We start from the raw sequence: 13,652 nt of genomic DNA, 5'->3' as shown, positions 1-13,652 counted from the left end.
GGTCGCGGGGCCGCGACCGGGTGCTTCCAGCCTAGGCGACCGGCCGGGCAGAGTCCGTGGGCCGCGGCCGCCACTCATCCCGCCCCGGTTGCACGATCCGGTTGCGCCTGCACGACCGTTTCGGGGCTCTCGTCCCACGTCCGGACCTCGGTCGTGCATCCGGAGTGGTGGGACCCGACGGGAGACAGGGTCGCTGTCCGCCTCGGTGCACGATCCGGTTGCGCCTGCACGACCGTTCCGGGGTTTTCGTCCCACGAGCGGACCCTGGTCGTGCATCCGGAGCGAGGGGACCGGACGGGAGGCCCTGAACCGGTCGGGGTGTCAGCGGGCTTCGGCGGCGAGCCAGTCGTCGAAGGTCGTCGGCGCCATGCGGGCGTCGTCACCGGGAAGCAGCACCTCACCCGCGAACTCGACGCCGAGCGCGGCACCCTTCCACGCGGCGCGCAGCGGAAGCTCACGCCCCCACGCGGCGAGGGTGCGGCGCGCCATGTCGACGGCGTCCTCCGTGCGGGGTCCGGCGATGTCGAACGAGCCGCCGAGCGCCGGCGACTCCGCGGCGTCGACGAGGGCGACGGCCACGTCTGCGGGCGCGATGGGCTGCAGCAGCAGAGGGGGCACGATGCCTTCACCGTCCTCGATGCTCCACTCGGCGATCATCGCGGGGAAGTCGTGGAACTGCGTCGCCCGCACGATGGTGAAAGGCACCGCGCCGCGCGTGACCTCACGCTCCTGGGCGCGCTTACCCGCGTAATGCGGATTGCCGCGCACCCGATCGAGCGCCGCGATCGAGAGGGCCACGTGGTGGCCGACCCCCGCCTCGCCCTCGGCGGTGAGCAGCGTGCGGCTGAGCGTGGTGAACACCCGCTCGGCCTCGGCGACGTCGGATACCGGGGGATTCGTCGCATCGACGACCGCATCCACCCCGCGCAGCAGGGCGGGGAGGCCTTCGCCCGTGGTCAGATCGACGCCCTCGCTGCGGCTGAGTGACAGCGGATCGTGCCCCCGACGCCGAGCCTCTTCGACGACCCGTCGCCCGATCCGCCCCGTTCCGCCTGCGACCGCGATGCGCATGCCCACTCCTTCAATCATGGATATTGTGTGTCCACAATAGGTTGGTCCCGATACGATGGGCAAGTGAAACTCCCCGAGACCTCCGAGTGGGTGCTGCACACCGTCGCGGTGATCGCCCAGCTCCCCGCGGGGTCGACGGTGTCCGGTGCGCAGCTCGCCGAGCACTTCGGTGTGCCGGGGCCGTATCTGTCGAAGCAGCTCGCCAAGCTCGTCCGCGCCGGAATCCTCACAGGCAGCACGGGACCCCGCGGTGGCTTCCGTCTCGCCAGGGAGCCCGAGAGCATCAGCATCCTCGATCTCGTCTCCGCGGTGGACGGCGCCGCCGACCCCTACATCTGCCGCGAACTCCGTCAGCAGGGGAGGGGCGCCGCCCGCCCGGAGGACTGCACCGCGCCGTGCGGACTCGCCGTCGTGATGCGCCGCGCCCACGACGCCTGGCGGAGGTCCCTGGAAGGCGTCTCGATCGCCGAGGTCGTCGCCACGCTTCCGGACACCGTCCCGGCCAAGAACCGGCGCATCCTCCTCGGTCCCTGACCTACCCGTTCGCACGATCCGTGCCGGGTCGTGTCCTGCGACGTCTGCACGATCCGGGTCCGGATGCACGACCCGTGTCGGATCGGTCCTGCGACGTCTGCACGACCCGGGTCCGGATGCACGACCAGGTGACCACTTCTCCCGGGCAGCCGTGCACGGATCGTGCAGGCGGAACAGACCGGACGGGTCGGCCGAACCGGACCGAACCGAACCGAACCACTCCAGGATCGGGTCAGGTGTCGAAGCTGAGGCTCAGTTTCCGCAGCAGGGCGGCCAGCCGGTCACGGTCGGCGCGGGAGAGGGCGCGCAGGAGGTCGGCCTCGGCGTCCACGAGCCGGGTGATCGCGGCGTCCACGCGGACCCGGCCGTCGTCAGTCAGGGTCACGAGCACGCTGCGGCCATCCGCCGGGTCGGCCTCGCGGCGCACGAAGCGACGGCCGACGAGACGGTCGATGCGGTTGGTCATGGTGCCGCTCGACACGAGGGTCTGCTGCAGCAGCTGCTTGGGCGAGAGCTGGAACGGCGAACCCGCCCGGCGCAGCGCCGACAGCACATCCCACTCCCACGGCTCCAGGTCGCTCCGACGGAACACCTCGCGGCGTGCACGGTCGAGGTGCCGCGAGAGGCGATCCATGCGGGACAGCACCTCGAGCGGGGAGAAGTCGAGGTCGGGGCGCTGCGTGTTCCACGCACCGACGATCCGATCGACCTCATCCGCCTCGCTCATCCGTTCATTATCGCGTGCGGCGGAGTCGTGGCCGCGGATGACGCGGGGAGCAGCATCGTGAGAAACGCGCTGTGCGGGTCGGGCAGGTACGAGCCGAACGGCGCGCCCTCCCGAAACCCGGCGGCGGTGTACATGGCTAGGGCGGGAGCGAAGAAGGGGTCCTTGCCGGTCTCCAGCGAGAGGCGACCGATGCCTCGCGCGGCCGCGTCGTCGAGGAGGTGGCCGAGCATCGTCCGCCCGAACCCGCGCCCGCGGAACGCCGGGTCGGTGCGCATCGACTTCAGCTCCTCGTGTCCGTCGGCCACCACGGCCAGCGCGCCGGTCGCGGCGATCCGTCCGTCGACGATCCCCGTGAAAAACCGGACGCGAGGAGTGAGGAGCCGGTCGAGCGGGAGTGCATGCTGGCTCTCCGGCGGAGCGGTGCCGTCCATCTCCGCATGGTGAGCGGCGATGAAGGCCGCGATCTCGGGGGTGGCGACGGTGACGCGCTCGATCACGATGGTCATCGCCCCAGCATCGCAGAGCGGTGTTTCGGGCGGATAACGGGCCGGTGCGACGCGGGTCGCACACACAGGAACGGACACCGGGACGTGGCAGACTTATCGGGCGGTGCCCCGGGGGTGCCGCGGTCCGCCGTGGTGTAATGGCAGCACGACAGCCTTTGGAGCTGTGAGGTCTAGGTTCGAGTCCTGGCGGCGGAGCATGACTGAGAACAACCTCGCCGTCGTCGTCCTCGCCGCAGGCCAAGGCACGCGCATGAAGTCGCGCCTGCCGAAGGTGCTGCACCGGATCGGCGGGCGTCCGCTCGTCGGACACGTGCTGACGACCGCGACCCGCCTGCACCCGGCGCACATCGAGGTGGTCGTGCGGCACGAGCGTGATCAGGTCGTGTCCGCGCTGCATGACGACTATCCGGAGGCGATCTTCGTCGATCAGGACGAGGTTCCCGGCACGGGGCGCGCGGTCCAGGTGGCGGTGGATGCCCTTCCCGCCGATTTTGACGGCGACGTCCTCGTCCTGTCCGGCGACTGCCCGCTGGCAGATGCGGACACGCTGTCCGCCTTCCTCGCCGAGCACCGCGCCTCCGGAGCGCCGGCGACCCTCATGACCGCCCTCGTCGATGACCCCACCGGCTACGGGCGGGTCATCCGCGACGCGGACGGCGGCGTCGACCGCATCGTCGAGCAGAAGGACGCGACGGAGGAGGAGGCCGCCGTCAGCGAGATCAACGCCGGCATGTACGTCTTCCGTGCCGCCACGCTGCGCAGCTACCTGCCCCGGCTCGGTGTCGACAACGCGCAGGGCGAGATGTACCTCACGGATGTGCCCGGCCTCGTGCGCCGGGACGGCGACCGGGTCGCCGCCTCGATCGTCTCGGACGTCGAGGTCACGTTCGGGGTCAACGACCGCGCCCAGCTCGCCGAGGTCGGCCGGCGCCTGAACGCCCGCATCGTGCGCCGCTGGCAGCTCGAGGGCGTCACGATCGTCGACCCGGCCACGACCTGGATCGACGACGACGCCACGCTCGCCCCGGACGTCACCGTGCTCCCGAACACGCAGATCCTGCGCGCGACGACGATCGCCGCGGGAGCGACGATCGGCCCGGACACCACGCTCGTCGACTGCGAGGTGGGGGAGGACGCGGTCGTCCGCCGCACCGACGCGACCCTGGCCGTGATCGGTGCCGAGGCGACCGTCGGCCCGTTCTCGTACCTCCGCGCCGGTACCGTGCTCGGCCCGAAGGGCAAGATCGGCGCCTACGTCGAGACGAAGAACGCCGAGATCGGCGAGGGCAGCAAGGTCCCGCACCTGTCGTACGTCGGTGATGCGACCATCGGCCGCGGGGTGAACCTCGGGGCGAGCACCATCACCGCCAACTACGACGACGTCAACAAGCACCGCACGGAGATCGGCGACGAGGTGCACACGGGCTCGCACACGGTGCTGGTCGCGCCCGTTAGGCTTGGTCCTGGTGCGAAGACCGGCGCCGGCGCCGTCGTCCGCAAGGACGTCCCGGCCGGTGCTCTGGCCATGAGCGTGGCCCCCCAGCGCAACATCGAGGGGTGGGTCGAGAAGAACAGAGCAGGGACGGGCGCGGCGGATGCCGCGGCCCGGGAGAATTCGGCGGAATAGGCGGAGCATGGCCCGGAAGAAGAAGACGGTCGACCTGGATCGCGACAACGGCGTGGCCCCCGGCCTCGTCGCCAAGACGAAGAAGCGTCTGGTCATCGCGAGTGGTCGATCGCATCCCGAGTTGACCGCGGCCGTCGCCGCCTCGCTCGGCACCGAGATCGCTCCGGTCGAGCACCGCACCTTCGCCTCCGGCGAGATCTACGCCCGCTTCGAGGTCTCGATCCGCGGCTGCGACCTCTTCCTCGTGCAGACGTTCGGCGAGCCGGTCAACGAGTGGCTCATGGAGACGCTCATCATGATCGACGCCGCCAAGCGCGCCTCGGCCAAGCGGATCACCGTCGTCGCCCCCTACTATCCGTATTCGCGTCAGGACAAGAAGGGCCGCGGCCGCGAGCCCATCAGCGCCCGCCTCGTCGCCGATCTGCTCAAGACGGCCGGCGCCGACCGCGTCATGAGCGTCGACCTGCACGCCGCCCAGATCCAGGGCTTCTTCGACGGCCCCGTCGACCACCTCTTCGCCAAGCCGGTGCTCCTCGACCACTTCGAGCGCACACTCACCCCGGAGGACCGCGAGATCCTCACGGTGGTGTCCCCGGACATGGGACGCGTCCGCGTGGCCGACACCTGGTCGGACAGCCTCGGGGCGCCGCTCGCGATCATCCACAAGCGCCGCGACCCGAAGGTCGCCAACCAGGTCTCGGTGCACGAGATCGTCGGCACCGTCGAGGGGCGCACCTGCCTCCTCGTCGACGACATGATCGACACCGGCGGCACGATCGTCAAGGCGGCGCAGGCGCTCAAGGCGAACGGCGCGCACCGCGTGATCGTCGCGGCGACCCACGCGATCTTCAGCGACCCGGCGTCCGAGCGGCTGCAGGACGCGGCCATCGACGAGGTCGTCGTCACGGACACCATCCCGCTCTCGGAATCGCGCCGCTGGGAGACGCTGACCGTGCTGCCGATCGCGCCGCTGCTGGCCCGCGCGATCCACGAGGTCTTCGAGGACGGCTCCGTCACGAGCATGTTCGGCGGGGACGCGTAACTCATCGGGACGGCACAGCCCGTGCATAGCCGGGCTGCTTACGGTCGAGTCATCGACGGAAGAGTCGACCGACGCCGACCACGGAGGACATCATGATCCGCACGACCGTTCCCACCTCTGTCCGCACCGGCACTGCCCTCCTCGGGGTCGCAGGGCTGTTCGTCCTCGCCGGATGCTCGTCGACCGGCGACGCCGCAGACACCTCGACCGGCACCGACGAGACCTCCGGGTCGAGCTCGTCCTCGTCGAGCGGGGGTGACGCCTCCGGCACCTACACCGACGGCACGTACACGGCCGACGGCTCGTACCAGACCCCGGAGACGGTGGAGGAGATCACCGTCTCGCTCACCCTCGCCGACGGCGTCGTGACGGAGGTCGAGGTGACGGGCGACCCGAAGGCTCCGGAGACCGAGCGGTACCAGGGCGAGTTCATCGACGGGATCGCCGATGAGGTCGTGGGGAAGCCGATCGACGAGCTGAACGTCAGCCGCGTCGCCGGATCCTCGCTCACGAGCGGCGGCTTCAACGACGCTGTGGCCTCCATCAAGGAGCAGGCCGCCGCCTAGGCGCGAGGCGTCCTCATGGGGCAGTGGCGATTCGAGGCGATCGGCACCGGATGGGAGATCGAGACCGGCGCCCCGCTCACGGATGACGTCCGCGCGGCCGTGACAGTGGAGATCGAGCGGTTCGATCGCGCCTGGTCCCGGTTCCGCGACGACTCCGATGTGGCCCGGCTCGGACGGTCGGGCGGCTCGCTGTCCTCGCCGGACGCGGGGCCGATGCTCGACGTCTATCGCGATCTCGACGCCGCCACGGCCGGTGCCGTGAACCCCCTGGTCGCCGACAGCCTGGAGGCCCTGGGCTATGACGCCACGTATTCGCTGCGGGCCGGGGAGCCCCGCCCCGCTCCTACGTCCTGGTCATCCCTGCTGACCTGGTCGGCGGACACGGTCGAGGCGCACGAGCCCGCCCTCCTCGACGTGGGCGCCCTCGGCAAGGGGCGTCTCGTCGACCGGGTGATGGCGGTGCTGGCCGACATCCCCGGTGATGTTGTCGTGGATGCCGGTGGGGACATCCGCGTGCGGGGTGCCGGCGTGCGCATCGCGCTCGAGCACCCGTTCGATGCGCGGAAGGCGATCGGCGTCGTCGAGGTCGCTGACGGAGCGTTGTGCGCATCGGCCGTCAACCGCAGGGCGTGGGGGAACGGCCTCCATCACGTGCTCGACGCGCGGACAGGACAGCCCGTCCGCACCTGGGCGGCGACGTGGGCACTGGCCCCGGAGGCGATGAGGGCCGATGCCGTGGCCACCGCCCTGTTCTTCGACGGCGGCCCGGAGCTGGCCGCCCGTTGGGGCGTCGAGTGGGTGCGCATGACCACCGACGGCCGTGTGCAGCGCTCGCCGGGCTGCCAGGCCGAGCTCTTCACCGCAGCTCCTGCGCGAGCCGCCGGAACCGTGGGAGACAGGACACCATGACCACTGCCTTCGCCGCCGCCCGCCAGCGCGTCCTCGCCGTGCTCGGTTCACTGTCGATGTACCGCCTCGTGTTGTTCGCGCTGACGGCACTCGCGCTCATCGCCCTCGTGCTCTCCCTGGTCGGGGTGATCGTCTCTCCGACCCCGGTCGAGCTGCTGGCCTCCTTCGCGGTGCTGGCGGTGGCGATCTCCGCCGTGGACGCGGTCGCCCAGCGCCTGCTTCGCCTTCCGTGGCGCGTCGAGTCGTCCCTCGTCACCGCCCTCATCCTCTTGTTCGTGCTGCGTCCTGGCATCGAGCCGTCGGCCCTGCTCGGCCTCGCGATCGCCGGCGCGGTGGCGAGCGCGTCCAAGTACCTCATCGCCTGGCGGGGACGGCACATCTTCAATCCGGCAGCGTTCGGCGCCGCGGTGGTGTCGATCCTTGGAGCGTTCGGCGCGTTCAGCTGGCTCGGCACCTCGTCGTCGTGGTGGGTCGGCACACCGGTTCTCGTGATCCCTGTCGTCCTCCTCGGGCTGGCCGTGCTGTGGCGCACGGAGAAGGTCGGCGTCGTCCTCCTGTTCCTCGTCGTCGCCGTGGCCACCTCCCTCGTGCGGCAGGCGGTGCAGGCCGGGCAGTTCGACATCTCTTTCGATCTCATGACGGCACTGTCGTTCGCAGTGCTCCAGTCGCCGTTCCTCTTCCTCGGAGCGTTCATGCTGTCGGAGCCGTTGACGCTGCCGCCGCGGCGTCGTCAGCAGCTCGTCGTCGCCGTCGTGGTCGGTCTCCTCGCGGGGTGGCCGATCTCGGTGGGGGGCCTGTTCACGCTCGGGCAAGAGCGCGCCCTGCTCATCGGCAACCTCGTGGCCTTCGCGTTCGCCCTCCGCGGTTCCGTGCGCCTCGTCCTCGAGCGCCGCGCCCTCGTGACGCCGACCGCGCAGGAGCTCACGTTCCGGGCGAAGGGCCGCGTGCGGTTCCTGCCCGGGCAGTACCTCGAGCTCGATGTCCCGCATCGGCGCCCTGACGCGCGGGGGACGCGCCGCGAGTTCAGCATCGTGTCCGCCCCCGCCGACCTCCCGACACTCCGCATCGCCTACAAGAACGGCGACCAGCAGCATCCGTCGAGCTACAAGCGCGCTCTCGCGGCGGCCGAGCCCGGCGCGACCTTCGCGGTGACGGGCACCTGGGGCGATTTCATCCTCCCGCGCGGTGAGCAACCGGTGCTCATGGTGGCGGCCGGCATCGGTGTGACACCGTTCGTCTCGCAGCTTCGGCAGCTCCAGGCGACAGGGCAGCGGCGTGACATCGTTCTCGTCTATGTGGCGTCCTCGGCGGAGGAGCTCGCCTTCCGGGACGAGCTGGCCGCGACGGGTGTGCGCACGGTCGTGTTCACCCGCGACGAGCCGGCTGGCCTTCCTCCGCACTGGACGTGGGGGCAGGGGGCACGCCTGGACGCGGAGACCCTGGAGAGCGCGGTGGACGACCTCTCGGCGCGGCACGCGTTCATCTCCGGCCCGCCGCGGCTCATCGCCGACCTCGCGCCCGCGCTGCAGAAGGCCCGTTCCCTCACCACGGACGCCTTCGCCGGCTACTGACCCGGATCGTCTTCCGTCCCTTCTGCCGGGGTTTTGCGACGCCTGCACGACCCCGCGACACCCGCACGACGGAATCCCCGGTCTCGTCGTGCAGCCCGCCCCGGATCGTGCAGGCGGCCCGGCCACGACAGAACTCCGTCACGACCCGTCGGCGGACGGGTGCGCGACCGGGGGACGGGTGCGCGACCGGGGGACGCCTGCACGACCGGGGACGGGTGCACGACCGGGGGACGGGTGCACGACGGGATGGACGGATCGGTCGTGCCGACGGGGTCGGTTCGTGCGGGCGAGCACGGCTCGTCTCGACCTCGGACGACGCCTGCACGACAGGGGGACGGGTGCACGACGGGATGGACGGATCGGTCGTGCGGACGGGGTCGGGTCGTGCAGGTGTGCGCGACAGAAAGGGAATGACGGGTCAGTCGGGCGGGGTCTCGCCGGGAGGAGTCATCGGGATACGGACCGTGAAGGTCGTGTCGCCGGGCTCGCTCTCGACCGAGATGCGGCCGTGATGACCCTCCACGATGGCCTTCACGATCGCGAGACCGAGTCCGGTGCCGCCGGTCTGCCGGGCGCGGGAGCTGTCCCCGCGGGCGAACCGGGCGAAGAGCTCGTCGCGGAGGGCGGGATCGATCCCCGGGCCGTCGTCGTGCACGCGCAGCACGGCCTCGTCGCCCTCCCGAGCCACGCTCAACGTCACCGTGGTCCCCGCGGGGGTGTGGGTCCGGGCATTGGCCAGCAGGTTCGCGACCACCTGATGCAGGCGCCCTGCATCACCGACGACGGTCACCGGCTCGTCCGGCACCTCGATGTTCCAGTGGTGGTCGGCCGCCGTCGGCCGCGCATCCGAGAGGCCTTCGAGGGCGAGCTGGGCGAGGTCGACCGTGCCGTACACGAGCTCACGGCCCTCGTCGAGGCGGGCGAGGAGCAGGAGGTCCTCCACGAGTCGCGTCATCCGCAGCGACTGCGCCTGGATGCGCTCCAAGGAGGAGGTCGTGCCCTCGATGACCGCGTCTTCCTTCGTCGCCTCCGGTGCCTGACGCAGTGCCCGCAACGAGAGCTCCGAGTAGCCGCGGATCGAGGCCAGAGGCGTACGCAGCTCATGGCTCGCGTCGGCGACGAACCGGCGCATCTGCTCCTCGTTCTTCTGCCGCGCCGAGAGGGACGTGTCCACGTGGTCGAGCAGCTTGTTGAGCGCGGCGCCGACGAGCCCGGTCTCCGTCCGCGGATCGGCCTCGCTCGCCGGTACGCGCTCGGTGATGCTGACCTCGCCGCGGTCGAGCTGCTGATTGGCGACCCTCGTCGCGGTCGCCGCGACCGCGCGCAGCGGCCGCAGCCCCACGCGGATCGTGACCGCCGTGGTGAGGGCGAGGAGGATCAGGCCGCCCGCCGTGGCCAGCAGGATCACGGTGAGGAGCTGCGTGAGCTGATTCTGGACGTCGTCGCGGGGGAGCCCGGTGACGACGACGACGCCGTTGCTCGCGGTGGTCGCGACGACCCGATACGAGCCGAGGCCGTCGAAGGAGACCGTGGCAGGGGTGCCGAGTGCGACCGTGCCGTACAACCTCTGCAACTGCTCGGGAGTGAGCGGCTGCGGCGTGCTGTTCAACGCCCCACGCGTCTCCTGGAACGTGACACCGCTCGGTCCGGCCACGGGGCTCCCGAGCGAGAGCAGCAACCCGGGGGCGCGAGAGCCGAGGAGAGGGAGGATGTTGTCGACGGTAGCCTCGGACGGCGCGATCCCCTCCACGATCCGATCCCTGATCGTCGCGGCGTAGCTCTTCACCTTGTTGTCGAGCTGGTCCTCCAGCGTGCTGCCGAGGGTGGCGCTGGTGATGACGGCGACGATGACGAGGATCAGCGACACGAACCCGATCACCGCGGTCATCAGCCGCGTCTGCAGGCTCATGGGCCGTCGCGCCACCGTCGCTCCGCTCACTGCGGGGCCTTGATCATGTAGCCGACGCCGCGCACGGTGTGCAGGAGGGGCGTGCGGCCGGCGTCGATCTTCTTCCGGAGGTAGGAGATGTAGAGCTCCACGACCGAGGACTTGCCGCCGAAGTCGTAGCTCCAGACCCGGTCCAGGATCTGCGCCTTGGACAGCACCCGGCGCTCGTTGCGCATGAGGTACCGCAGCAGCTCGAACTCGGTCGCGGTCAGCTCGATCTCCACGCCGTCCCGGACGACCTCGTGGCTGTCCTCGTTGAGCGTAAGATCGGCGACCCGGAGGATCGACTGCCCGTCGTCGGCGCTGGCGTGTCCGGTGCGCCGGATGATCGCGCGGAGCCGGGCGATCACCTCCTCCAGGCTGAACGGTTTGGTCACATAGTCGTCGCCCCCGGCGGTGAGCCCGGCGACGCGGTCGCCCACGGCGTCCTTCGCCGTCAGGAAGAGGACGGGGACGAGGTTGCCCGCTTCGCGGAGCCGCTTGAGCACGGCCATCCCGTCGAGGTCGGGCATCATGATGTCGAGCACGAGGGCGTCCGGCTCGAACTCCTTCGCGACCTGGAGCGCCTCGAGCCCGGAGGACGCGGTGCGCACCTCCCAGCCCTCCATGCGCAGGGCCATGGCGAGCAGATCGGTGAGCATCTGCTCGTCGTCCACGGCGAGGATGCGCAGAGGGGAGCCGTCGGGGCGGCGCAGTTCGGGCAGGTCGCTGGTCATGCCTCTATTCTGCGGAACTTCCTATGTGATTTCTATGGAACGGGCTATGGGTTATCTGAGAGATGTCCGCCTCATAGAACCCTCATCATCCGTCCCTCGGATCCGCACAACGGTCGTCCCTAGCGTCGGTTCGGCGCCGCGATCGTCGCGGCGGGAGGAGAGACATGTACGGACGATATCTGCGGCGCGAACTCGCGGGCCGCAAGAAGCAGACGGCGATCGTGGCCATCGGGCTCGCGATCGCGATCGGACTGGTGATCGTGGTGAACGCCCTGACGACCGGTGTGCGCGACGCCCAGACTCAGTCGCTGGCAGCGGTCTACGGAGTGGGGACGGATCTCACCGTCACCGGCGCCGCCGCGGAACCGGGCGACGGGACGGGACCGCGGTTCGAGTTCGACGAGGACGCGGGGGAGAGCGACGGCGAGACCACGACCCTGGAGCAGTCGACCCTGCGCACGGACTTCGGCCGGACGACGCTCGATGCCGCGGTGCTGGACACGGTGGCCGGTACCGACGGCGTCGCCGCCGCGACCGGTGCGCTGAGCCTGACGAACTCGACCTTCTCCGGTGAGCTGCCGAGCGGCGGCTTCGGCGGGCAGGACGGCGCGGAGGGCGGCGAGGCGCCCGTGGAGGGCCAGGCGCCCCCGCAGGGCGGCGGTGGCGGTGGCGGTGGCGGTGCGTTCGGCATCGACTCGTTCACCGTCCTCGGCATCGACCCGTCCGCGACGGAGGTCGGCCCGCTGGCCTCCGCCGAGATCGGCGAGGGGCGTGGGCTGGACGCCGACGACAGCGGAGAGCTCGTCGCTCTGGTGGACAGCACGTACGCCGCGAGCGAGGACATCGCCGTCGGCGACACCATGGACGTCGCAGGCTCCGACGTCGAGGTCGTCGGCCTCCTCACCTCGGCGTCGGATGCCGCAGACACCGCGGCGGACGTCTACCTCCCGCTCGACACCGCGCAGGAGCTGGCCGGCGTGGAGGACGTGATCTCCACGGTGTACGTGCAGGCGGATTCGGCGGCGTCCCTCGACGAGGTGCAGACGGCCTTGGCGGAGGAGCTTCCCGACGCCACCGTCTCCTCGCAGTCCGAGCTCGCTGCGACCGTGTCCGGCTCGCTCTCGAACGCGACGGCGCTCGTCACGAACCTCGGCACCTGGCTGTCGATCATCGTCCTCGCCGTCGCCGTGCTGCTCTCGGTGCTCCTCACCCTCTCCGGCGTCGGCCGTCGCACCCGCGAGTTCGGCACCCTGAAGGCGATGGGGTGGTCGAACGGCCGCGTCGTGCGTCAGGTCGCCGGGGAGTCGATGGTGCAGGGACTCCTCGGAGGAGCGGCAGGTCTCGTGCTCGGCCTCGCCGGGATCCTGATCATCACCGTCGCGCAGCCGAGCGTAGCCGCCGGCTCCGCGGCCGTCGGCGGAGGCCCGGAGGGAGGAGGCGGCTTCGGTGGCCCCGGTGGCATGGCCCCGGGCGCGGAGACCGCCACCGACATCGTGCTGCAGGCACCGCTGACCCCCTGGGTGCTCGTCGCCGCCGTGGGCCTCGCGGTGCTGGGCGGGCTCGTCGCCGGCGCCTTCGGAGGCTGGCGGGCGGCGCGGCTGAGCCCGGCAGAGGCCCTGCGGTCCGTCGCATGAGCGGCGTCGCGAACCACACAGGAGAGAAGGAGACCGAGATGACCACGATGACGGATTCCGAGGCCCGCGTTCCGGCCTCGTCGGCGGCGACCCCGCTGTACCGGGCGACGGGTGTCACGCGCACCTATACGCGGAGGGGACGGACGGTGACCGCGCTCACCGGCATCGACCTGGAGATCATGCCCGGCGCCTTCGTCACGATCCAGGGGCCGACCGGAGGAGGCAAGTCGACGCTGCTGCAGCTGCTGGGGGCGCTCGACACCCCGACTGCTGGGACGTTGCAGCTGGACGGCCGTGAACTGTCGTCGGCGTCGCCGTCGGAGCTGGGACGGATCCGCGCGCAGGAGATCGGATTCGTCTTCCAGGGGTTCAACCTGATCCCGACGCTGACGGCGGTGGAGAACGTCGACATGGCCCTGGAGCCGCTCGGCATCGACCGGGCGGAACGACGCACGCGGGTCGCCGCCGCTCTCGCCCACGTCGGCCTGGCGGACCGCGGAGACCATCGTCCCGCAGAGTTGTCCGGCGGGCAGCAGCAGCGTGTCGCGATCGCGCGGGCGATCGTCAAACGCCCCCGAGTGCTGCTCGCGGACGAGCCGACGGGCAACCTCGACGAGAGCATGCGCGACGAGATCCTCGACCTCCTCGAACGGCTGTGCGCAGAGGGCATCACCATGGTCGTGGTCACGCACGACTCCGCGGTGGCGCGGCGGGCGACGAAACGGCTGCGTCTGACGCAGGGGACGGTGAGGGACATCACCCGGTAGTCGGCGGCGCGGGGGAGGGGCGGACGGCGAGCCG

13 protein-coding genes and 1 tRNA gene are annotated in these 13,652 nt (G+C 70.9%); 9 read left to right on the top strand and 5 right to left on the bottom strand.

Annotated features, from left to right (window positions below; translation table 11 throughout):
• Positions 1–321 precede the first annotated feature (321 nt).
• Positions 322–1,071 carry an SDR family oxidoreductase gene (locus RI211_RS11970; RefSeq protein WP_315637951.1) on the bottom strand — a complete coding sequence of 250 codons (750 nt, stop codon included), beginning with the start codon at positions 1,069–1,071 and terminating at the stop codon, positions 322–324.
• 63 nt (positions 1,072–1,134) lie between these two features.
• Here RI211_RS11970 and RI211_RS11965 point away from each other — a divergent pair, with 63 nt between their 5' ends.
• On the top strand, positions 1,135–1,605 hold the full coding sequence (locus RI211_RS11965) for an RrF2 family transcriptional regulator (protein ID WP_315637952.1): 471 nt from the start codon (positions 1,135–1,137) through the stop codon (positions 1,603–1,605).
• A gap of 232 nt (positions 1,606–1,837) precedes the next feature.
• On the opposite strand, the gene RI211_RS11960 is transcribed toward RI211_RS11965, so the two are convergent.
• On the bottom strand, positions 1,838–2,332 hold the full coding sequence (locus tag RI211_RS11960; RefSeq protein WP_025105633.1) for a MarR family winged helix-turn-helix transcriptional regulator: 495 nt from the start codon (positions 2,330–2,332) through the stop codon (positions 1,838–1,840).
• Positions 2,329–2,838: a GNAT family N-acetyltransferase gene (locus RI211_RS11955; protein WP_315637953.1), complete on the bottom strand. Its 510-nt coding sequence runs from the start codon at positions 2,836–2,838 to the stop codon at positions 2,329–2,331. Before RI211_RS11955 ends, RI211_RS11960 begins: the two co-directional genes overlap by 4 nt.
• Positions 2,839–2,961: 123 nt before the next feature.
• Between RI211_RS11955 and RI211_RS11950 the strand changes: the two genes are divergently transcribed.
• From RI211_RS11950 to RI211_RS11925, 6 genes are all read left to right on the top strand, one after another.
• A tRNA-Gln gene (locus RI211_RS11950) sits at positions 2,962–3,033 on the top strand.
• Between the two features lies 1 nt (position 3,034).
• The gene (gene glmU, locus RI211_RS11945) at positions 3,035–4,465 is read left to right on the top strand and encodes a bifunctional UDP-N-acetylglucosamine diphosphorylase/glucosamine-1-phosphate N-acetyltransferase GlmU (protein ID WP_315637954.1); all 1,431 of its coding nucleotides are present in this window, start codon (positions 3,035–3,037) and stop codon (positions 4,463–4,465) included.
• A 7-nt stretch (positions 4,466–4,472) separates the two neighbouring features.
• Positions 4,473–5,507, top strand: coding sequence for a ribose-phosphate diphosphokinase (locus tag RI211_RS11940; protein ID WP_315637955.1), 1,035 nt, complete (start codon positions 4,473–4,475; stop codon positions 5,505–5,507).
• Between the two features lie 92 nt (positions 5,508–5,599).
• Positions 5,600–6,073, top strand: a complete 474-nt coding sequence (locus RI211_RS11935; RefSeq protein WP_315637956.1) for an FMN-binding protein — start codon at positions 5,600–5,602, stop codon at positions 6,071–6,073.
• 15 nt (positions 6,074–6,088) lie between these two features.
• Entirely contained in the window at positions 6,089–6,982 is an 894-nt protein-coding gene (locus RI211_RS11930; protein WP_315637957.1) for an FAD:protein FMN transferase, read from the top strand.
• A complete protein-coding gene (locus RI211_RS11925; protein WP_315637958.1) occupies positions 6,979–8,553 on the top strand; it encodes an FAD-dependent oxidoreductase in 1,575 nt (524 codons plus the stop codon). The genes RI211_RS11930 and RI211_RS11925 overlap by 4 nt, the downstream gene beginning before the upstream one ends.
• Before the next feature lie 418 nt (positions 8,554–8,971).
• Here the strand turns inward: RI211_RS11925 and RI211_RS11920 are convergent, their stop codons facing one another.
• Both RI211_RS11920 and RI211_RS11915 read right to left on the bottom strand, forming a co-directional pair.
• Entirely contained in the window at positions 8,972–10,462 is a 1,491-nt protein-coding gene (locus RI211_RS11920) for a sensor histidine kinase (RefSeq protein ID WP_315637959.1), read from the bottom strand.
• A gap of 26 nt (positions 10,463–10,488) precedes the next feature.
• Positions 10,489–11,217 carry a response regulator transcription factor gene (locus RI211_RS11915; protein ID WP_136051691.1) on the bottom strand — a complete coding sequence of 243 codons (729 nt, stop codon included), beginning with the start codon at positions 11,215–11,217 and terminating at the stop codon, positions 10,489–10,491.
• Between the two features lie 164 nt (positions 11,218–11,381).
• Here RI211_RS11915 and RI211_RS11910 point away from each other — a divergent pair, with 164 nt between their 5' ends.
• Positions 11,382–12,851, top strand: a complete 1,470-nt coding sequence (locus RI211_RS11910; protein WP_315637960.1) for an ABC transporter permease — start codon at positions 11,382–11,384, stop codon at positions 12,849–12,851.
• 47 nt (positions 12,852–12,898) lie between these two features.
• Positions 12,899–13,618 carry an ABC transporter ATP-binding protein gene (locus RI211_RS11905; protein ID WP_396654950.1) on the top strand — a complete coding sequence of 240 codons (720 nt, stop codon included), beginning with the start codon at positions 12,899–12,901 and terminating at the stop codon, positions 13,616–13,618.
• Positions 13,619–13,652 lie beyond the last annotated feature (34 nt).

Origin of the sequence: Microbacterium meiriae, from assembly GCF_032364335.1 — a bacterium.
Taxonomy (GTDB): domain Bacteria; phylum Actinomycetota; class Actinomycetes; order Actinomycetales; family Microbacteriaceae; genus Microbacterium; species Microbacterium meiriae.
Note: the sequence above shows the minus strand (reverse complement) of the source record. Positions and strands in the feature narration are given on the sequence as shown.